Annotated in this window: 24 protein-coding genes; 5 read left to right on the top strand and 19 right to left on the bottom strand. The window is 67.6% G+C overall.

Features of this window, described 5'->3' with window-relative positions; genetic code table 11:
• Positions 1–19: 19 nt before the first annotated feature.
• Complete coding sequence (gene rpe, locus AVAK2825_RS03205; protein WP_284394318.1) at positions 20–700, top strand: ribulose-phosphate 3-epimerase; 681 nt, start codon at positions 20–22, stop codon at positions 698–700.
• Between the two features lie 38 nt (positions 701–738).
• Here the strand turns inward: rpe and AVAK2825_RS03200 are convergent, their stop codons facing one another.
• The 4 genes from AVAK2825_RS03200 to AVAK2825_RS03185 all read right to left on the bottom strand — a co-directional run bounded on the left by AVAK2825_RS03200 (position 739) and on the right by AVAK2825_RS03185 (position 3126).
• Positions 739–1155, bottom strand: coding sequence for a hypothetical protein (locus AVAK2825_RS03200; protein WP_284394315.1), 417 nt, complete (start codon positions 1153–1155; stop codon positions 739–741).
• Positions 1156–1307: 152 nt separating this feature from the next.
• Positions 1308–1640 (bottom strand): DHCW motif cupin fold protein, encoded by a 333-nt coding sequence (locus AVAK2825_RS03195; RefSeq protein WP_272565681.1) that lies wholly within the window; start codon positions 1638–1640, stop codon positions 1308–1310.
• A 42-nt stretch (positions 1641–1682) separates the two neighbouring features.
• A complete protein-coding gene (locus AVAK2825_RS03190; protein WP_272565680.1) occupies positions 1683–2726 on the bottom strand; it encodes an NAD(P)H-dependent flavin oxidoreductase in 1044 nt (347 codons plus the stop codon).
• Between the two features lie 67 nt (positions 2727–2793).
• Positions 2794–3126 carry a hypothetical protein gene (locus AVAK2825_RS03185; protein WP_284394310.1) on the bottom strand — a complete coding sequence of 111 codons (333 nt, stop codon included), beginning with the start codon at positions 3124–3126 and terminating at the stop codon, positions 2794–2796.
• A 163-nt stretch (positions 3127–3289) separates the two neighbouring features.
• Between AVAK2825_RS03185 and ku the strand changes: the two genes are divergently transcribed.
• The 4 genes from ku (at position 3290) to gph (ending at position 6424) form a co-directional block, all read left to right on the top strand.
• Positions 3290–4207, top strand: coding sequence for a non-homologous end joining protein Ku (gene ku / locus AVAK2825_RS03180; RefSeq protein WP_284394307.1), 918 nt, complete (start codon positions 3290–3292; stop codon positions 4205–4207).
• A gap of 36 nt (positions 4208–4243) precedes the next feature.
• The gene (locus AVAK2825_RS03175; RefSeq protein WP_284394305.1) at positions 4244–5056 is read left to right on the top strand and encodes an exodeoxyribonuclease III; all 813 of its coding nucleotides are present in this window, start codon (positions 4244–4246) and stop codon (positions 5054–5056) included.
• A gap of 89 nt (positions 5057–5145) precedes the next feature.
• Positions 5146–5622, top strand: a complete 477-nt coding sequence (locus AVAK2825_RS03170; protein WP_284394303.1) for an RDD family protein — start codon at positions 5146–5148, stop codon at positions 5620–5622.
• Between the two features lie 79 nt (positions 5623–5701).
• Complete coding sequence (gene gph, locus AVAK2825_RS03165) at positions 5702–6424, top strand: phosphoglycolate phosphatase (protein ID WP_502870477.1); 723 nt, start codon at positions 5702–5704, stop codon at positions 6422–6424.
• A 28-nt stretch (positions 6425–6452) separates the two neighbouring features.
• On the opposite strand, the gene AVAK2825_RS03160 is transcribed toward gph, so the two are convergent.
• From AVAK2825_RS03160 to AVAK2825_RS03090, 15 genes are all read right to left on the bottom strand, one after another.
• On the bottom strand, positions 6453–7094 hold the full coding sequence (locus AVAK2825_RS03160; RefSeq protein ID WP_284394298.1) for an NrsF family protein: 642 nt from the start codon (positions 7092–7094) through the stop codon (positions 6453–6455).
• Complete coding sequence (locus AVAK2825_RS03155; protein ID WP_284394296.1) at positions 7091–7699, bottom strand: sigma-70 family RNA polymerase sigma factor; 609 nt, start codon at positions 7697–7699, stop codon at positions 7091–7093. Before AVAK2825_RS03155 ends, AVAK2825_RS03160 begins: the two co-directional genes overlap by 4 nt.
• 113 nt (positions 7700–7812) lie before the next feature.
• Positions 7813–8082, bottom strand: a complete 270-nt coding sequence (locus AVAK2825_RS03150) for a pentapeptide MXKDX repeat protein (protein ID WP_272565669.1) — start codon at positions 8080–8082, stop codon at positions 7813–7815.
• A 92-nt stretch (positions 8083–8174) separates the two neighbouring features.
• Positions 8175–8966, bottom strand: a complete 792-nt coding sequence (locus tag AVAK2825_RS03145) for a molybdopterin-dependent oxidoreductase (RefSeq protein ID WP_284394292.1) — start codon at positions 8964–8966, stop codon at positions 8175–8177.
• A complete protein-coding gene (locus tag AVAK2825_RS03140; protein WP_284394289.1) occupies positions 8963–9583 on the bottom strand; it encodes a cytochrome b/b6 domain-containing protein in 621 nt (206 codons plus the stop codon). The genes AVAK2825_RS03145 and AVAK2825_RS03140 overlap by 4 nt, the downstream gene beginning before the upstream one ends.
• 264 nt (positions 9584–9847) lie before the next feature.
• Positions 9848–10444, bottom strand: coding sequence for a chalcone isomerase family protein (locus AVAK2825_RS03135; RefSeq protein ID WP_502870476.1), 597 nt, complete (start codon positions 10442–10444; stop codon positions 9848–9850).
• A 180-nt stretch (positions 10445–10624) separates the two neighbouring features.
• A complete protein-coding gene (locus tag AVAK2825_RS03130; RefSeq protein WP_284394287.1) occupies positions 10625–12064 on the bottom strand; it encodes an aldehyde dehydrogenase family protein in 1440 nt (479 codons plus the stop codon).
• Positions 12058–12846 (bottom strand): SDR family NAD(P)-dependent oxidoreductase, encoded by a 789-nt coding sequence (locus AVAK2825_RS03125; protein ID WP_284394286.1) that lies wholly within the window; start codon positions 12844–12846, stop codon positions 12058–12060. Before AVAK2825_RS03125 ends, AVAK2825_RS03130 begins: the two co-directional genes overlap by 7 nt.
• A gap of 75 nt (positions 12847–12921) precedes the next feature.
• A complete protein-coding gene (locus tag AVAK2825_RS03120; RefSeq protein ID WP_284394285.1) occupies positions 12922–13569 on the bottom strand; it encodes a hypothetical protein in 648 nt (215 codons plus the stop codon).
• Positions 13566–15059, bottom strand: coding sequence for an aspartate aminotransferase family protein (locus AVAK2825_RS03115; RefSeq protein ID WP_284394284.1), 1494 nt, complete (start codon positions 15057–15059; stop codon positions 13566–13568). Before AVAK2825_RS03115 ends, AVAK2825_RS03120 begins: the two co-directional genes overlap by 4 nt.
• A gap of 25 nt (positions 15060–15084) precedes the next feature.
• On the bottom strand, positions 15085–15738 hold the full coding sequence (locus AVAK2825_RS03110) for a class II aldolase/adducin family protein (RefSeq protein WP_284394283.1): 654 nt from the start codon (positions 15736–15738) through the stop codon (positions 15085–15087).
• 12 nt (positions 15739–15750) lie between these two features.
• Positions 15751–17337: a xylulokinase gene (locus AVAK2825_RS03105; protein ID WP_284394281.1), complete on the bottom strand. Its 1587-nt coding sequence runs from the start codon at positions 17335–17337 to the stop codon at positions 15751–15753.
• 7 nt (positions 17338–17344) lie between these two features.
• Entirely contained in the window at positions 17345–18226 is an 882-nt protein-coding gene (locus AVAK2825_RS03100) for a TorF family putative porin (protein ID WP_284394279.1), read from the bottom strand.
• Between the two features lie 41 nt (positions 18227–18267).
• The gene (locus tag AVAK2825_RS03095) at positions 18268–18696 is read right to left on the bottom strand and encodes a DUF2147 domain-containing protein (RefSeq protein WP_284394277.1); all 429 of its coding nucleotides are present in this window, start codon (positions 18694–18696) and stop codon (positions 18268–18270) included.
• A gap of 103 nt (positions 18697–18799) precedes the next feature.
• Entirely contained in the window at positions 18800–19822 is a 1023-nt protein-coding gene (locus tag AVAK2825_RS03090; protein WP_284394275.1) for an AraC family transcriptional regulator, read from the bottom strand.
• Between the last annotated feature and the right edge of the window lie 18 nt (positions 19823–19840).

The raw sequence follows: 19840 nt of genomic DNA, 5'->3' as shown, positions 1-19840 counted from the left end.
CTGCTGCGACAATCGGGGGATGAGCCGCACCTACCGCATTGCCCCCTCGATCCTGTCCGCCGATTTCGCCCGCCTGGGCGACGAAGTGAAGAACGTCATCGCCGCCGGCGCCGACTGGATCCACTTCGATGTGATGGACAACCACTACGTGCCCAACCTGACGTTCGGGCCCATGATCTGCCAGGCGCTGAAGCCCCACGCCAAGACCCCGAACGGCCAGCCCGTGCCGATCGACGTGCACCTGATGGTCCAGCCCGTGGATGCGCTGGCCGCCGCTTTCGCCGATGCCGGCGCCGACTACATCAGCTTTCACCCCGACGCCTCGGCCCACGTGCATCGCAGCGTGCAGGCCATCCGCGCCAAGGGCGCCAAGCCCGGCCTGGTGTTCAACCCCGCCGAACCGCTCGACGTGCTCGACTGGGTGATCGACGACATCGACCTCATCCTCATCATGAGCGTGAACCCGGGCTTCGGCGGCCAGAGCTTCATCGACTCGGCTCTGCGAAAGATCGAGGCCGTGCGCAGGCGCATCGACGCCTGCGGCAAGGACATCCGCCTGGAAGTGGACGGCGGCATCAAGACCGACAACATCCGCCGCGTGGCGGATGCGGGCGCGGACACCTTCGTGGCGGGCAGCGCGATCTTCGGCAAGCCCGACTACGCCGGCGTGATCGGCGCCATGCGCACGCAGCTGGCCTGACGCGGCTCGGCCGCGGGCTCGGCCTGCATCCACGGCAATCAACGCGCTGGTGGCGTGGCGGGGGCCGGCACGATGGTGGTCGTGGTGCTCTCGCGCAGCACGCCGCCCGCGGCGGGCGAGCCGGACACGGCACTCGGGCCCTTCACGCGGTCCAGGCAGGCGGAACGTTCTTCGGGCGTCTTGAACACGGCGCAGCGGTCCACCGCATTGCTCTGCTCGGCCTGGGCGCCCGGATTGGTCAACTGACCAGTGCGCGACGATTCGAGGGCCGCACCCGCTTCCTGCAGGCACACGGCCTGGGACTGCTGCGTGTTGCCGCTCAGGCAGGCCTGGCGGTCGCGCTCGTAGCGGGCCCGGGCGGATTCGTCCGGCGCGGCGTGCGCGGTGGCGGCGGCTGCTGCCAGCAGGGCGGTGGTGGCGAGAGCGGAAAAGCGGCGAAGAGAAGACATCGGCATGGTGATCCTTTGGTATGCGAACCGCCCCTGGCAGCCGGGCGAAGGCCCGGCCGGGGCAAGGTTTGCAGACTAGGCGTACACCGCGGTAGCGTCTGTCGGACGGTGCGCAGCCGCCGTGCGGGCCGTTCGCCCGCCACAGGGCGGCCCAGGCGTCAATCCACGATGAAGAGCTGCGCGCCCGTGGCCGTCGACGACCGGTGGGCCGCATCGCCGAAGTCGGACACCTGATAGCTCATGCCGGCCGTGAGCGTGACACGGCGGCCATCCTTCAATTCGGTTTCCAGCGTGCCTTCCAGCACGAACAGGATGTGGCCCCGGTCGCACCAGTGGTCGGCCAGGTAGCCGGCGGAATAGTCGACCCGGCGAATGCGAATGTCGCCCACGGTCTGGGTGCGCCACAGGGCCGTTCCGGTCTCGCCAGGGTGCTCGGTGGGTGCGATGAGCGACCAGTCCGTCGTCGTGAAGGGCAGTGCAGGAATTTTCATGTCAAAGCGGTGGGGCCGGTGAATCTGGAAACGGTCGGCCGCTTACCGCAGGCCCTTCGCCAGCGCGCGCGTCAGGTCGGCGGCGGACGCCTCCCGGCACCCGCTCGCGTTCTGTCCGGACCACAGTGGTGAAAAGTCGCTGCGCCCCAAGGCTTCCGCCTTGGCGCGCAGCGGGGCCAGCGCGGCCGTCGCGAGAGGGAATTCCGGGGCCGCGGGATTCAGTGGCCCCAATTCGTGCATGACGCGGTTCATGATGCCGCGGGCAGGGCGGCCGGTGAACAGGTGGGTGAGGGCAGTGTGGCGCGCTGCGTCGCTTTGCAATGCGGCGCGGTGCACCGCGCTGGTGGTGGCCTCGGTGGCCAGCATGTAGGCCGTGCCGACCTGCACGCCCGAGGCCCCCAGCGCCATGGCCGCGGCCACGCCCTGGGCGTCCGCGATGCCCCCGGCCGCGATGACCGGGCACTGCACGGCGCCGACGATCTGGGGCAGCAGCGCGAAGGTGCCGGATTGCTTGGTCAGGTCGTGCGACAGGAAGTGCCCGCGGTGCCCGCCGGCCTCCAGGCCCTGCGCGATGACCGCGTCCACGCCCCGCGCCTGCAGCCAGAGCGCTTCTTCCACCGTGGTGGCCGACGCGAGGACTTTGGAGCCCCAGCTTTTCACCTGCGCCAGGAGGTCGTCCGGCGGCAGTCCGAAATGGAAGCTGACCACCGGTGGCCGGAACTCCGCCAGCAGGCCGGCCACCTCGGCGTTGAACGGATGGCGTCCCGCACCGGCGGGGATGTCCTCCGAACGAAGGCCGAATTCGGCGTAATAGGGCGCCAGCGCCGCACGCCATGCCGCCTCCCGCTGCGGATCGGGCTGGGGCGGCGTGTGACAGAAGAAGTTGACGTTGTAGGGCCGGCGGGTGGCCGCGCGGATGGCCGTGACTTCCTGGCGGATCAGGTCGGGCGTGAGCCCGGCGCAGGGCAAGGAGCCCAGGCCCCCGGCTTCGCTCACGGCGATCACCATGGCGCTTCCCGACACCGCCACCATGGGCGCCTGGATGAGGGGAAATTCGGTGCCGAGGAGGTGTTGGAGCGTGGTCATCGGTGGGGTCTGTAGGGACGTGGTGGGCATTCTGCACCACCTCCCTGCAGCCGCCAGGCGCGGCGGTTCAGCGGGCGGGGCCGAATCCGAACAGCGAGGGTTTGGAGGGGGTTGGGGGATCGGCCGGCGCGCGATCCGTCTGGGGCGCATCGTCCGATGGCGCCACCGCTTTTGCGGCCCGCTTCACGGCAAGGCGAGGGCCGATGTCCAGGTCTTCGATCATGGCTTGCAAGACCCGAAGCCCATCGGCCAGGGCTTGGTGGTAGGTGCCTGCGGCCGACGCGGACCGTTCCATCTCCGCCCAGGCACCGCCGCCTTCGCGCTCCATCAGCACCCAGCGGAAGTCCCCGGGGGACGGCTCTTGCACATGGATGGCGATGGGGCGAAGGGCGGACGGCATCGCTCCAGCATAGGGGATTGCAGGGGATGGCTCAAGGCCGTGCGTGCCGCCACCCGATTGGCAGGCAATGCCTACCGCTGTGGCAAGCGGCCGCCTACAAGGGTGACAGACCGATCGACGCAGACTGGGAAGAACGGGGTTTCCCCCTTCGGAGAAAAGTCACATGGCAACTGGCAGTCGCACGCTCTGGAAGGGCGCCATCACCTTCGGCCTGGTCCATATCCCTGTCGGGCTGCACACGGCGGCGACGGAGCAGGGCGTGGACTTCGACTGGCTGGACAAGCGGTCCATGGACCCGGTGGGCTACAAGCGCATCAACAAGAAGACCGGCAAGGAAATCGACAAGGACCACATCGTCAAAGGGGTGCAGTACGAAGACGGCAAGTACGTCATCATCAGCCCGGAAGAGATCGAGGCGGTGTTCCCCAAGACCACGCAGACCATCGAGATCGAACGTTTCATCGATGCGAACGACATGCCGTTCATCTTCCTGGAGCGGCCGTACTACGTAGCACCCGTCAACAAGAGCGACAAGGTCTATGCGCTGCTGCGCGAAACCCTCATCGCGACGGGCAAGGTCGGTCTCGCGAAGGTCGTCATTTCGACGAAGCAGCACCTGGCCGCGCTGGTGCCTTCGGGGCCGGCGCTGGTGCTGAACCTGCTGCGCTGGGGCGACGAGGTCAAGACGCTCGACTCGCTCGAACTGCCGGCCGCCGGCAGGAAGAGTGTGAGCGTCGCGGAACTCAAGATGGCCAGGCAGCTGGTCGAGGAGATGTCCGGAAAATGGGACCCCGCCGACTTCAAGGACGAGTTCCGCATCCAGGTGATGAAGCTCGTGGACAAGAAGGCGAAGGCGGGCGAAGGCCATACCGTCATGGACCCGGAGGAAGAAGCGCCGCAGACCGGCGAAGTGATCGACCTCACGGCCCTGCTCAAGCGCAGCCTCAAGGGGGGCTCCGCGCCTGCGCGCAAGGGGGCGGGCAAAACGGCCGGCAAGGCGGCGGCCAAGGCGCCTGCCAGGAAGGCAGGTGCCAAAAGCGCCGCCGCCAGGAAGAGCGCACCGGAAAGAAAAGCGGCGTGAGCGATTGCTCGCCCGCGTGTCCAGGCCGGTGACGCCATGCGCGTCGCCACGTGGAACATCAACAACGTCAACAAGCGGATCGACCGGCTGGTCGATTGGCTGCAGCGCACGCGGCCCGATGTGGTCGCGCTGCAGGAACTCAAATGTCCCACGGCGCAGTTCCCGGATGAGGCGCTGCGCGCGGCGGGCTACCGGGGCGTGGCCGTCGGCCAGCGCACATGGAATGGCGTGGCGCTGCTCGGCCGCGGGCACGATCCGCTGCCCGTGTTGACCGCGCTGCCGGGCGACCCGGCCGACAAGGAAGCCCGCTACCTCGAAGCGGCCGTCAACGGCGTGCTCTACGCCTGCCTGTACCTGCCCAACGGCAACCCGCAACCCGGCCCCCGATTCGACGCCAAGCTGCGTTGGTTCGAGCGGCTGAGCCGCCGCGCCCAGGCGCTCTGGGCGTCTGGCCATCCCGTGGTGCTGATGGGCGACTGGAACGTCGTGCCGACGGATGCGGACATCTACCGACCCGACACATGGGCGGACAACGCCCTTTTGCAGCCGGCGCCCCGGCAAGCCTATGCCGACCTGTTGGCCCAGGGGTGGACGGATGCCATCGCCACGGTGCACCCGAAGGACGTGCCGTTCACCTTCTGGGACTACCGGCGCCGGCGCTGGGAGCGCGATGCGGGGCTGCGCATCGATCACATCCTGGTGAGCCGCATGCTCCACGTGGCGGACGCCGGCGTGGACCGGGACGAGCGCGGAAAGGACAACGCCAGCGACCATGCCCCCGTCTGGGCGGAACTGACGGTGGCGAAGGCGCCGGTGCGGCGCCGGGCGGCCGGGCCGACTGGCGTTTGAAACCCCTCGCAGGCCGGCGATCGCTGCCAGAATCCAGGGTGCCTCGACCCCTGAGGCCGCAAACACCTGCTTCAGAAGGAAACGATGCCATGAACGACCCCAGCGGTTTTCCCGATCTCGAATATGTCGGCTTCTGGGCGCGCGTGGGCGCGACGCTGATCGACACCCTGCTGCTGATCGTCGTGACGGTGCCGCTGCTGGTGGCGTTCTATGGCTGGGCATATTTCGAATCCGAGCGCCTGGTCATGGGGCCTGCGGATTTCGTCATCTCCTGGGTGCTGCCGGCCGTGGCCGTGGTGCTGTTCTGGCTGAGCCGGCAGGCCACGCCGGGCAAGATGGCCATCGGCGCCCGCGTGGTGGATGCCGCCACCGGAAAGCCGATGACCCCCGGGCAGTCCGTAGGCCGCTACGTGGCGTATTTCGCCTCCGCGATTCCGCTGGGCCTGGGCCTGCTGTGGGTGGCGTTCGATGGCCGCAAGCAGGGCTGGCACGATAAGCTGGCGGGCACGGTGGTCGTGCGGCCGAAGCGGCGTGGGACGCAGGCGGTGAGTTTTCCAGAAGGTTGAAGACGTCCTCCCCGCACCAGGACCGCCACGACACCACCCCGACTTCATTCACTGCACGCCTGTTTTCATGGCCATGACGATGCAATCTGCCCCCTTTTCAGACTGGATTCCGCTGTCCCCCGCACAAGCCGATGCCGCGATCGTGGACCTGGACGGCACCATGGTGGACACGCTCGGCGATTTTTCCGAGGCGATCAACCGCATGCTGCACGAGCTGGGGCTGCCCGGCATCGCGGCGCCCGACATCGAACGCATGGTGGGAAAGGGCTCGCAGCACCTGATTCATTCAGTGCTCAATCACGTTCTGGCGCATGATTCACTAGGGCATATTGCTATCAAAAAAGAAGCAATCTATCCGCAGGCCTGGGAAAGCTACCAGCGCCATTACGCCGCCGTCAACGGCCAGTTCGCCGCGCTGTACCCCGGGGTGGTCACCGGGCTGCAGGCGCTGCGGCGGCAAGGCGTGCGCCTGGCCTGCCTGACCAACAAGCCCACGGCGTTCGCCATTTCGCTGCTGAAGGCCAAGGGGCTGGACGGCTTCTTCGAGAAGGTTTTCGGCGGCGATGCCTTCGAGCGCATGAAGCCCGACCCGATGCCGTTGCTCAGGACCTGCGAGGCACTGGGCACCGTGCCCGCGCGTACGCTGATGATCGGCGACTCCAGCAACGATGCCCGGGCGGCCCGCGCCGCCGGCTGCCCCGTGGTGCTGGTGACCTATGGCTACAACCACGGGCAACCCGTGCGCGAGGTGGATGCCGACGGCTATGTCGATTCGCTGGAGGCGCTGCGGCCCGGCCCCTGACGCGCCGCAGCAGCGGGGCGATGGCCCGCTACCAGCGCAGCAGCCGAGGCCCCAGCACGGCACCAGCGGCCACCGGCAGCGACATGCCCAGAACGTACCAGATGGCGATGAACGGTGCAGCAAGCTCCGGGCAGTGCAGCGCATAGACCGTGGCGCCGGCCGCGCCGCCCAGGGCGCCGGCCCCAGCGCCGGCCCATGCGGGGCGGACGGGCGCCATGCCCCGCAGCACCCAGATCGCGGCCAGGAACACCGGCAGCGACAGCATCGCGATGTTTTCCGCGCACACACGCCAGGTGCGGCTGAGCACCAGCTCCGGCAGTTGTGCCGCGGGGGCCTGCCACACCGCCATCAGCCCCAGGGCCCACACCAGGCCGATCGGGGCGGCCCAGCCCAGCCATGCGAGGCGGGTGACAGAGCCCGGTTTTCCGAGCCGGGTGACCAGCCGCAACGCGGCCAGGGCCATGAGCAGCGGAGCGCCGAATTTCACCCAGAACATGGGCAGGGTGGCGTATTGGCCGAGCGCTGGATTGAGCCCGAGCCCATACCACATCAGCCAGCCCGAAACCGGCACCGACAGGAGAAGGCCGAGCGCCAGGCGCTTCGCTGCGGCATGGCGAGGGACCGGCACCGTGTCGGCGGCCAATAGATGGATCAGATCGTCGGTTTTCATGGGGAGGCCTTTGGCTTCGCCGTGGGTGGGGACGAAGACGCGATGCGGCTCGCCAGCGCCTTCAGGCCCCGGTGGATGCCGATTTTCACGGCGGATTCCGTCATGCCGGTTTCCAGGGCCACGTCGGAGACCGACCGGCCATGCAGCTTGACCTGCTCAATGGGCAAGCGCTGGCGGTCGGGCAGGGTGGCGAGCAGTCGCCCGAGATCGCGCCGGGCCTCGGCGGCCGTGTCCTCGGTGTGATCGAAGAGGCCGGTTTCATCGTCGTCCAGGGGATCGTGCAGCGCTTCGCGCGCCTGGCGCGCGCGCAGCAGATCGATGGTCTTGTAGCGCGCGATGGCGTGCACCCAGGCCGTGAGCGGCTGGGTGCGCTGGTAGGTGTGGCGCTGGTTGTGCAGGGCCAGCAGGGTGTCTTGCACAAGGTCCTCCACGTCGTCGGGCCAACCGGACAGCCGCCGGCGGTAGAACGACCGCAGGCGGGTTGCCATTTGCTGCAGGAATTGCCGGTACGCCGCCGCATCGCCCTCCAGCCCGGCGAGCATCAGGCTTCGCAGGCGCTGTTCGGTCTGGAGGTGCGCAATATCTCGAGGCGGTCGGGGTGCCATGGCCGCTTCAGGGTACACGGCATCGGCACCACTCGCGCGCATCGCGCGATGGCTTCGAACACTGCCTGCGCTGACGGCATGCATGGACCCACTGCCTGCAGGCATGCCGTGGCTTATTTCTTCATCTCGTCCTTCTTCATCTCATCTTTCTTCATCGCGTCCTTTCCCATGGAATCCTTGGCCATAGGGTCGTGTTTCATGCCGTCTTTCTTCATCGCATCCTTCTTCATGCCGTCGTGTTTCATGGCGTCTTTCGGCGTGGCTTCCTTCGCCATCGAGTCCTTGGCCATGGGGTCCTTTTTCATCATGTCGTCCGCCGCCATGGCGGAGACGGAGGCCGCGGTCAGGCAGGCGGCGAGCAGTGCGGTCGTGAGCTTGTTCATGTCGAAAGTCCTTCAAGAGAGGGAAGAGAAAAATTGCGCCGCACCCGGGAATCGGGCACGGCCGCGCCGTCTGCGGCGCCGAGCCCGATCGCTCAGCTGCCGCCGAACCCGTTGTAGCCCTGGTCTTCCCAGTAGCCGCCTGGATAGGTGTTGGTCACGGACATCGCCATGACGTGTTTCGGGTTCTTGTAGCCCAGCTTGGTCGGTATGCGCAGCTTCAGCGGAAAGCCGTATTTCGGTGGCAATGGCTCGCCGTCGCAGGTCAGCGCGAGCAGCGTCTGCGGATGCAGCGCGGTCGCCATGTCGATGCTGGTGCGATAGTCGTCGGCACATGCGAAGCCGATGTACTTCGCGCTCAGGTCGGCGCCGATGCGCCGCAGAAAATCGCCGAAAGGCACGCCGCCCCACTTTCCGATGGCGCTCCAGCCCTCCACGCAGATGTGGCGGGTGACCTGCTCCTGCTGCGCGAGGGCGCGCAGTGCCGCAAGGGTCCAGGGGCGTTTTTCGGCCACCAGGCCGGCCACTTCGAGCCGGTAGCCTTCCTCTTTCACGATCCGGACTTCGTCTTCGCCGTAGTACGCATTGAAGGGAAACGGCCGGACGATCATGGATTCGGGATAGGTGGGTGCCAACCGGCCGGAGTCGAACAGCCATCCCTGGGCCCGGTCGTTCCAGCGCGAGATGCGCTGGAGCATGGCTTCCACATCCTCGTTGTCGCTGATGCTGCAGCCGGCCAGCAGGGACAGGCCGCCCAGCGTCAGGCTGCCGCGCAGGAAATGGCGGCGCGCGGCGGGCGCCATGCGGCGCTCCAGGAGCTTGCGCGCGTCGGCCACGGCCAGGTCTGCATCGGCATTGGACAAGCTCCGGCGTCTGAAGAGGTTCATGCCGCACTCCCTTGGCGACCGGCGCTCAACATGGTGAGCAGCGTGCGCGGCACCAGGGCCACCATCACACCGTGCAGGGCAATGAACCCGACCAGCAGCCCCATGGCCACGAAATGGATGCGGCGCGAGAACTCGTAGCCCCCCAGCCATTCCCGCAAGACGGGGAACTGCACGGACTTGAACAGCACGAGCCCGGACAGCACCAGGACCAGAAGGTCCAGCATCACGAACAGATAGGCCAGCCGCTGCACGCTGTTGTACTGGCGCGCATCCGTGTGGGCGAGCTTTCCGGGCAGGGCGTCCATGGCGTCGCGCAGCACGGCGCGCGGCCAGACCGGAAAGAACCTGCGGGCCAGCCGGCCGCTGGCGAGGTTCATCGCCAGATAGAACAGGCCGTTGGCCGCGAGCAGCCACATGGCGGCGAAATGCCACTGCAGTGCACCTCCGAGCCAGCCGCCGAGGGTCAGCGCGTTGGGCAGCGTGAAAGGGAAGAACGGCGCCGCGTTGTAGATGCGCCAGCCGCTGGCGGTGAGGATCAGCACCGCCAGGGCGTTCAGCCAGTGGCTGATGCGTATCCACAAGGGGTGGATGGGCTGTGGTTTCGCGGATGCCGCCATGAATGCTCCTGAAAGAGGGCCCGGCGATCGGGCCTCGTCCAGTAGTTCGGGCGGAATGCGCCGCGGGTTACAGGCGGGTGAAAAAATTCCTGGAATTCAGGGGGCGTGCCGGCATCGCGGTTTTCTTCAAAGCGGTCGAATCATGCTCCAGTGCAATATTTACTAGGGCATGTAGCTATAAAAATAATAGCATTTGTTTGCGGGGCAGGAAAAGCGGGGGCCGGATGCCCGTGCGCCGCCAGCCGGAGGGCCGCGGACACTGAGTCAGCCACCCGCCTTGCCCAGCAGCGCGTCCTTGAGCTTCCAGTCCGCCGGCCGCTCGCCCAGCCAGATGCCCATCAGGGCATCGAAGAATTCGGGCTCGCGGAACGGATCGCCCTGCGCCACGCCCTTGACGCTGATCACGGTGCCCGTGCCGGGCAGCCAGTCCACGGTGAAGGTGTCGCCGGCCGAGAGCTTCTTGTGCTGGGAAAAGATCTCGCTCATGCGCAGCACGCCGGGCACCAGGCGGGAGAACGAGGCCTTGTCCATGTTGTCTTCCATGCCGCGCGAAAACAGCTTGCCCAGTTCGGCCGATTCGATGTCGCGCAGCATGGTGATCGACAGCCGCTTGGGGCCGCGCAAGGCGGCCACTTCCTGCGGCGTGCCCGCCTTGCGCTCCAGGTACAGGCCCGCCGTGTACACCTTGAACACGGCCTTGTAGCGGATGCCCGCGCCATTGAGCAGCAACGGGCTGCCTTGCAGTTGCAACGCGGTGCCGTACTTCACATCGGCGACGGTCACGACCTGGGCCGAGGCGGCCCCCATGGTCACGAGAAGGCCGGCGAGGGTGGCGATCAGCCACCGCTGCAGAAACATCATGGCAACTCCAAAAAAAGAACGATCGTTCGTTTCTGATTGTTGCTGCGTGTAGAGGCAGGCACAACAGGGTTTTCAGCAGGGGTTTCATCAGGGGCCTGGAGCGGGATCGACCTGCCGTGCCGGTGCCGCGCGGCACGCAGGGGGGGGCAGCCTTGCTGGCTTTGCTGCGCCCTCGGTGGTTCAGGTTCTGGCGATCAGTTTCACGAGCTTTTGCGCCCATCCGAGCTTCATCGGCGAGTACGGCGGGAAGAACAGGCGCAGCCCATTGAGCGGGCCGTTGTAGAGGCAGGCCCGTTCATGGGAGAACGCGCGAAAGCCGTAAAAGCCGTGGGCGTTGCCCATCCCGGAGTGGTTGACGCCGCCGAACGGCAACTGGCTGTGCGCGTACTGCTGAACGCACAGGTTCACACCGAGGCTGCCGGAACTGGTCTGCTGCTGCAGCTTCGCCACGAGTGCCCGGTCCCGCGCGAAGAGGTACAGGGCGAGGGGTTTGAAGGCGGCGTTGATGCGCGCGACGACCTCGTCCACGGAGTCGAAGACGTGCAGCGGCAGCACGGGGCCGAAAATTTCCTCGGACGCGATGCGTGCATCGCCGGGAATGCGGCCCAGCAGCGTGGGTGCGACGTAACGCATGGGGGTGTCGTGTTCGCCACCGTCCAGCCGCGTGGCCCCCTTGGCGACGGCATCCTCGATCAGCGCGGCCATGCGCTCGGCGTGGCGCTCGGTGACCATGCGGCCCAGGTGCGCGCTGGCGGCGACGTCGGGCGCATTCCGGCCATACCGTTCGGCCACGACGCGGCGCCAGCACGCGATGAACCGCGCTTCGACACTTTGGTGGACGTACACATGGTCGGGCGCGACGCAGGTCTGCCCGGCGTTCGTGAGCTTTCCCCAGGCCAGCATGCGCACCGCCGCTTCGACGTCGGCACTCGCATCGACGATGGCCGGGGACTTTCCGCCCAGCTCGAGCGTCACGGAGGTCAGGTGGAGGGCGGCGGCGGCCATCACCTTCTTGCCGACCTCCGGCGAGCCGGTGAAGAAGATGTGGTCGAACGGCAGTGCCAGCAAGCACTCCGAGGTTTTCACGGCACCCTGCACGAGGGCCACCTCCTGCGGCCCGAAGACTTCCGCGATCACTTCCTCGACGAGGGCGTTGACGTGGGGCGTGAATTCGGACGGCTTGAGGATCGCGGTGTTTCCCGCCGCCACCGCCGACACGAGGGGCCCCAGCACGGTATTGAGCGGGTAGTTCCACGGGCCGATGATCAGGCACCGGCCGCGTGGCTGGTACTGCACGCGTGCGCTGGTCCCCAGCGTGGTCAGCGTGGCGCCGATGCGGCGCAGGCGCATCCATCGCTGGAGATGGCCGATGGCATGGCTGGCCTCGTCGAGGACCGGCAGCAGTTCGGTCAGCTCCACTTCCATCCGGGGCTTTCCCAGGTCGGCGTGGAAGGCCGCGTACCAGCGCTCCCGGCGCGCCAGCACGGCGCGGCTGAGCCGGCGCAGCTTGTCGCGGCGTTGCGGTGCGGTCGATTCGCGCAGCGCCAGCGCGGTGGCCGCCTGCGCATCGAACAGGGCGCGGATGGCGGTGGCATCCGCATCGGCCGATAGGGTCACCATGGCCGAAGCTCCGTGCCGAGCGGGGGCACATCGCGGCGCAGGATCCGCACGACCAGGCGTTTGGGCAACGCATTGGCGAGCCAGACCAGGGCGGTCATCGGCCGGGGAAAGGCATAGTCCATGTAGCGCCCCTGGAGGGCCCGAAGAAGGTGATCGACCGCGCGGTCTTCCGACATCTGCAACGGCGCGGGCATGCCATCGCCGGCGGTCGCCTCGGTCGCAATGAATCCCGGATAAACGGAGACGAAACGGATGCCGAACTCCGCAAACTCCACCCGGCAGGTGTCGATCAACAGCTTCAGGGCGCCTTTGGCGGCGCAGTACGGCCCCTGCAGCGGCACCCCCAGAAGGCCTGCGAGCGAGTTGGTGGCGACCACCACGCCGCTGCGCTGCCGGCGCATGGCATCCAGCGCCGGAAACAGCACGTTGACCGCGACGTCGTAGTTCGACCGCATGTACCCGAGCACTTCGCTGGCGGTCATGCTGCGCATGTCGATGGCGGGCGCGCCGCCGGCATTGAGCATCAACAGGTCGATGCGGCCGTGCTCGGCCAGTGCGCCCTGCACAGCGCGCAGGGCGGCGCCGGGGTCCTGGGCATCCGCCACCTGGAGGCTGCAGCGGCCTCCCCGTGCCACGATCTCGGCGGACAGATGCCTCAGCCGGTCTTCGCGCCGCGCCATGGCCACCACCTGGGCGCCCATGCCCGCCAGGCGCAGTGCCAGCGTGCGGCCGATGCCGGACGAGGCACCGACGATCAGCACGACCTTGTCCTTGTATTCCATGTGGGGTCCTTCGAGGGTTGGCGCCCGGCCGTTCATGGGGCGCACGCGCGCATCCGTGGAGTGCGACCGAGGCCGTCAGTAGCCCTTGGTCTCTTCGGGGAGCAGCCCCTGGCGGACCCGCAGGCGCGCCCGGTGCTCGTCCTTCATGAGGCGGCGGTTGGCCACGTACCGCACCACCCACGGCAGGGGCCGCACCTGGCCGCCCCCGGCCGCAGCGAGCAGATAGGCTTTGGCGCACTTTTCGAACAGTTCCGCATTGAGGGCGAGCCGTGCACCGGTCATGCCCAGCACGAGCGGCTGTCCTTGCACCAGCAGCGCGTTGCCGCCGAGGCGCAATGCCTTGCCGACGGCGGCGAGGGACGACGCTGGCGCCATGCGGCCCAGGTGCCGCACCTGCTCGTCGAACACCCCCGGCATCGCCCCGCCGAAATCGGCCAGGCCCGTCCCGAACATGCCACCGCCCGAGGCCACGGCGCAAACGTCGTCGCGCGACGCAAGGACCTGTGCGTGCAGGCCCGGACCTGGCCCCGAGGACGCCAGATCCATCGCGTCGAGGCGCCGCGGCGCTGCATCGCCCGCGGCTCCGAACCACATGCCATCGCCGCCGGGAATGCGCAGCGACAACGCTGCCGCCGCTCCCTGCAGCAGGTGCTTTTGCATCAGGCGCTCCCGCAGCTGGAGCCACAGCTGTTCCAGTGCCCGGTCCATGTGCGCCGCCGTCATACCAGTGCGAACACGTCGTCGAAGCGGTTCAGTGCGTCGTCGATCACTTCGTCGGTGTCGGCGAGGCTCGTGTAGACGCGGCTTCCGGCCAGGGTGATGAGGCCGTGCGCCGTGTAGGCCGCGCCCATCTCCTCCATCATGTGCTTGCGCTGTTTGGCCTCGTTCCGCACCTTGAACAGTTTCCACAGGCTGCTGGTGTCCAGCAGCAGGACGCCCGAAGTCTGCAGGTGCACGATGGAGCCCATGTTGTAGGTCACGTAGGGCAGGTTGCGGCGGCGGATGATCTCCTCGAGGCCGCGGCGCAGGCGGTCCCCGGCCTGGCCTGCCACCACGGCGGCGTTGGTGCGTTCGGCTTCCTGCAGCGCGTAGTAGCCGGCCACGCAGGACAGGGGGTTGGCCGTCAGCGTTCCGCCGACGAAGGCGCGGCGCGAGGTGGTGCCGATGCCGCCGACCAGCGACATCATGATGTCCCTCTTGCCGCCGATGGCCCCGGCCATCGGGTACCCCCCGGTCAGGCATTTGCCAAGCACGGTGATGTCCGGCGTGACCCCGAAATAGGCCTGGGCGCCGCCCATGCCGATGCGGAAACCCGTGACGACCTCGTCGAAAATCAGCAGCGTGTCGAACTCGTCGCACAGCTTGCGCACTTGCTCGTTGTAGCCCTTGTGGACGGGCCGCGTGCCGCTCTCGGGGCCCAGGGGTTCGAGCAGCACGGCCGCCGTGCCGCCGCGCAGCCGGTTGAGCTGCAATTGGCGGCGCAGCGCCTCCAGGTCGTTGGGAGGGCACTCCTGGGTGTGGCCCGTCGCGCCGCGTGGAATGCCGGTGGCCTCCATGCGCCCGGTATTGGGCAGGCGCATGCCGTAGACCAGCTGGTCGCTCCAGCCATGGTAGGCGCCGCCGATTTTGATGATCCGTTTTTTCTTCGTGTAGGTTCGCGCGAGCCGCACCGCACCCATCACCGCCTCGGTGCCCGAACCCAGGAGCCGCAGCATGTCCACCCCGGGCATGTGCCTGCAGACCAGCTCGGCAAGCTTCACCTCGTATTCGTGAAGCAGGCCGGTGACGGGGCCGCATGCGTCGATGAGCGCATGGACCTTCTGGCGAACGGCCGGGTGGTTGCTGCCCAGCAGCGTCGGGCCGCCGGCCTGCAGGAAGTCGATGTAGCGGTTGCCGTCGACGTCGGTCAGATGGGCCCCTTCGGCATGGGAAATGGCCAGGGCGAAGGGGTGGTTGAAGGCCAGGTTGTGCTGGATTCCGCCCGGAATGACCCCCTTGGCCCGCTCGGCCAGCCGCTTGGAGCCCGCGCATTTGGTTTCGAACCAGCGCAGGACGTTGGGCATGGCATCCGGCCGGATGGGCCGCATGGGCTGCGCCACCAGTTCGGAAAACCGTTGATAGAGCGACGGGGTGTCGGGCCAGGACGAGATGGCGGTGGGCGGCATGGCTGCAGCGCCGGCGGCGGCGGCGTGGATGGTGGCGAGGTTGCTCATGGGAAGTGCTCGAGGGAGGAAACGTTCAGGCCGTGGCGCGGGTGTGCAGCGCATCGCGCGTGCGCTGCAGGGCCTGTTCCATGGCCGGGGAGGCCGAGGTGGCGCGATGTCGGATGCGCTGATCCAGCAGCGAGCGGGCAAGGGCTTCGAGGTCATCCACGGCCTGCATGGCCGCATCGCTGTCGCGGCCACAGCACAGGATGCCGTGGTTGTGCATCAGATAGGCATTGACATCGCCACGGACCTTGCGGCTGAACTTCCAGGCCAGCCAGCCGCTGCCCGACGGCGCATAGCCCACCACGGGAAGGCGTGCTCCCAACGTGGCCCTCCACGGCGGGGGAACGGCAATTTCCTCGCCCAGCAACGCCAGCGCGCTGGCCACCGGCTGGTGCGTATGGATGCTGCAGCCCGATTCGGGCCGCGCCCGCAGCACGCCCGCATGAAGGCTGCTCTCCACGGACGGCGTGCCCTCGCCATCGGTCTGCCGCAGGTCGGTCAGGCGCAGCACGCAGACGTCCGCGGGCTTCATGGCGTGGTAGTCGATCGCGGACGGGGTGACGGCCACGAGGTCGGCATCGATGCGCAGCATGATGTTTCCGCCAGTGCCGGCAAAGTAGCCACGGCGGGAGAGTTCGAGGCAAAGGTCCACCACATGCCGGCGTTGGGATTCGTGTTTCATGGGCTCTCGCTGTCAGGAAAGGGCCGGTGCATTCAGGCGGTGGTACAGCGGCGCCAGGCGCGTGTGGACCTCCTTGAACGTTCCGAATTTCTCGTCGTACAGATTCCGCAGCGACGAGGCGGGCTCGTACACCCGGCGGATCTGTCGCAGCTGGCCCAGGTCGGAGAAGGACAGGGCGCCGATGCCCACGCCCGCGATGAACGTGGCGCCGATCGCATTGGCCTGGATCGGGCTGGTGGGTTGGCGGATGGGCTGTCCCGAGACGTCCGCCATGATCTGGCACCAGACCTCGCTTTGCGCGCCCCCTCCCACTGCAGTGATGACGCCCGGGTTGCGCCCGAGCAGCCTGGAGAAGGGCTCCAGCATCCATCGCGTGTTCAACGCGACGCCTTCGAGAAAGGCGCGAAAGATGTCTTCGCGCGAATGCTCCAGCGACATGTTGATGAGTCCGGCGCGCAGCCGCGGGTTGTCCACGGGCGTGCGCTCACCGTACAGCCATGGGGTGTAGATCAGACCCCTGGCGCCCGGTGGAACGCGCGCCGCGATGCGGTTCAGCGCTTCATAAACTTCGGGATGCTCTTCGTCGCTGGCCAGTTCATCGGGGTGGTACAGGATGCGGTCGCGCAGGAACGACAGGTTGGCGCCAGCGGTGGACTGCAGCGCCATGGCGAGGTAGCGGCCCGACACTGCGCAGGGCACGGCGGCAATCTTGCGGAAGATGTCGGTCTTCATGAACGGCACATGCGCGCCGAGCCAGGAAGAGGTCCCGAGGTACAGGTGCGTTTCGAAGTCGTCGACGGCCGCGCCCACCGCGACGGCGGAGTTGTCGACCGCGCCAGCCACCACCACCGTGCCCGGGTCCAGGCCGAGCGCCTCGGACACCTCGGGAAGCAGGGTGCCGATCACATCGGTGGATCGGACGATCTCGGACAGCTTTTCCGCATCCACACCCAGCATGCGCAGCAGCCGCGCGTCATAGTGCACGTGGTGCGGGTCGCGGTTGTCCGTGACCCACGCAGTGAGGATGGAGTCCTGCGTGGCGCACAGGCGGCCGCACAGGCGCAGGTTCAGGTAGTCCAGCGCGTTCAGGAACTTGTGCGTCTTCTCGTAGACGTCGGGGCATTCGTCGCGCACGTAGGCGATGTGTCCGGCGCTGTCGCGGCCCGTGGTCGACGGGGCGCCACCGGTCAGGCGCAGCCACTGCCAGAGTTTCAGGGGGCTGTAGCCCTCGATGTTGCCGAACCGGCTGCGCGTTCGCCGTGCGATGGCGGGCGCGCCGCGGGCATCCAGCCAGCTGATGGCGCGTCCGATGGGGCGACCGGCCCGGTCCACGCAGACCGTGACTTCCGTCTGCGTCGAGCAGCACACCGCGACGACGCGTTGGCGCCGCTGTGCGTCCGCATTCAGCAATTCGCCCGCGGCCTCCACCAGGGCCTGCCACCAATGGGCGGGATCCTGTTCGGCCGTCACGCCATGCACCTCCAGGGAGACGGGCCTGAAGGCCCAGGCGTGCACGGTCCCGTCCAGCGTGACCAGGGCGCATTTGCAACCCGACGTGCCGAGGTCGATGGCGAGCACCAGGCGTTGGGCAAGACTCATCGAGGCCTCAGAACTTGCGCGAGACGGCCAGCACGAGCCGGTTGCCGTCCACCGCCCGGATCTTGTCGCCATCGACCACCTGGAACAACTCGCGCGTTCGGGTCTTGGGCATGACGTACTCGGCGCTCCAGTCGAAGCCCCACCGCTTGTGCAGCACGCCGATCGAATAGTCGCTGGCGTTGGCTTCCTTGAAGTTCTTGATGCGCTGTATTCCGGCGTGCAGTTTCAGCGTCGTCTTGTCGTCGAGGGGGATCTTGTAGTCGAGGTCGGCGAGCCAGCTGCCGCGCGAGTCGTGGTCGCCGCGGGCATAGCAGTCGAGCGCCTTGGTGGGGTCGGCCGACAGGGCCAGCATCTGGCCGCAGACGCCGCTGGTGCTGGCGCCCCGGTAGTTTTTGGACAGCACGGTCAGGATGCGCGCATCGAGCGCGCCCCAGCCCAGTTCGAGCACGGCGTAGGTCGAGTTGTATTTCGTCGTCCGGAAGTCGGTGGGCGTGCCGGTGCTGGCATCGAAGCCATAGGGCGCATCGAACTTGGCGCCGGGAAAGAGCTCGCTGGCCACGCCCACGCCGTAGTGCCAGCCGTCCGGATCCCCAAAGCGCCAGCCGGTGGCCAGCAGCACGTTGTATCCGTCGCTGCCCGTGTAGACCTTGTTGCTGATGGTGGACAACTGCGCCAGCGCGATCACGCCGCTTTCGTGGGCGAATTGCACGGCCAGCTGCGCCCCGGGGCGGTTCAGCGAATCGGAAAGGCCGCGCGTGCGCTGGTCGCTGAGCAGCTTGACTTCGGTCTCCACGGCGTAGCTGGCGGTCTCGTCAGCCTGCGCAGGGATGGCGATGCCGCCGAGCAGCGCGCCGGTGGAAACCAGGAAGACCAGTGGGCGTTTTTTCATGCGAGATCCTTTCGCTGGTGGGGTGGATGAACGGGACGGGGTCAGGGCTTGCACACGGGGGTGGCAGGAAGGGCGGCAACGCGTTGCAGCTGCTCGGTCTGTCCCAGGATCTCGGTGCCCAGGAACGCTCGGATATGCAGATCTCCCGACTTGACCCGCAGCGCGCCCTTGTATTTCTTGCCGTCGCGCGGGTCGTAGACCCACCCATCGCGCCAGGCATCGTTCTGGTCGTGCTCCAGCCGGGCGATCTGCACGCCGCAGCTGTCCTTGGCCTGGCCTGCGTCCTTGTCCCAGACGATGTGCCCGCACAGCGCCGTGGGCGCATCGGCACAGGGTTTGAACTCGAGGACCGCATCTTTGTCAGCCCCCATCCACAGGCCTTTCGCCTCGTCAGGACCGGCGGCCCACGCGGGCTGAGCCAGTGTGGCCAGCACGACGGCAGCGCGAAGGAGGGGGGTGAATGTGGTCATCACAATGACTTGGTTATTTGGTAATGATGGCTAGTTTATAGCGATGACTACTATTTTGAAAAGAGAGATTTCTTTGTGAAAACCCTAATAGGGTCGCGGAGGGTCAGCGTTGGCGCAGTGCGCTGGGGCGGGCGCCTGTCCACCGCTTGAATGCACGGCGAAAGGCTCGCAAATCGTCGAAGCCCGTGGCGGATGCGACTTCGTGGATGGGCAGCGCCGCGCGTTGCAGCAGCGCCAGTGCGTGGTCGCGGCGCACCTGGTCGTGCAACGCGCGCCATGACACGCCCAGGGCGTCGAGGCGCCTTCGCAACGTGCGCTCCCCGAGGTTCAGGTGGCGTGCGAGGCCCGCCATGGACGGAGCGTTGTCCAGGTTGCCGCGCAGCCACGTCAGGGCGCTTTCATGAAGATCGTTGCGGTTGCCGGGGCATTCGAGCAGGGCCGCCAGATGTTCGCGCAGGGCGTCGCAGGCGTAGGGGTCCCATCCGGGCAATTCCTGGGCAAGCCATCGCTGCGAGGTCCACATGCGGTGTGCCGGCCTGTCGAATTGCACGTTGCAGCCGAAGACACGCCGATGCGCCAGGGTGTGCGCCGGCGCAGGCCAGGCCAGTTCCACCCGTTCGGGCGTGAAGTCCGCACCGACCAGCGCGCGCACCACGGTCAGGCTGGCCGCGAAGGCCTCCTCGATCAGCAAGGGCTCGAGTTCGGGATCGTGGTAGCGGGGCTGCGCCTCGACCACCAGCAGGCCATCCTGGCGTTCGATCCGGAAAGACACCAATGCGCCCGCCTCGCTTTGATGCACCGCACAGAATGCGATGGCCTGGCCCAGTGTCTGGCAGGTGAGCATGGCCAGGCCGGGCAGCCCCCAGGAGAGCGGGGTCTGCGCCTGTCCGGCGAGCAGGCCCAGCGAAGGTTCGTTCAGTTGTGCCTGTACCCGCTTGCACAGCGCCCGCGTCTGGCGGTAGGACACCCGCAACGCGGGATCCCGCAGATCCTCGGGGCCGAAGCCCAAGCCGAGGCACAGGCGGTCCGGCGGCAGGCCGCGTGCCTGCGCGACGCGCAGCAGCGCCCGGATGAGCATCGGCGGCACGATGGCGCGGTTCTGGAGCGCCGTTTCGGTCTGCGTCATGGCATCCAGGCCGAAACG

This window comes from Acidovorax sp. SUPP2825, assembly GCF_030158995.1.
Taxonomy (GTDB): Bacteria; Pseudomonadota; Gammaproteobacteria; order Burkholderiales; family Burkholderiaceae_C; genus Paracidovorax.
Note: the sequence above shows the minus strand (reverse complement) of the source record. Positions and strands in the feature narration are given on the sequence as shown.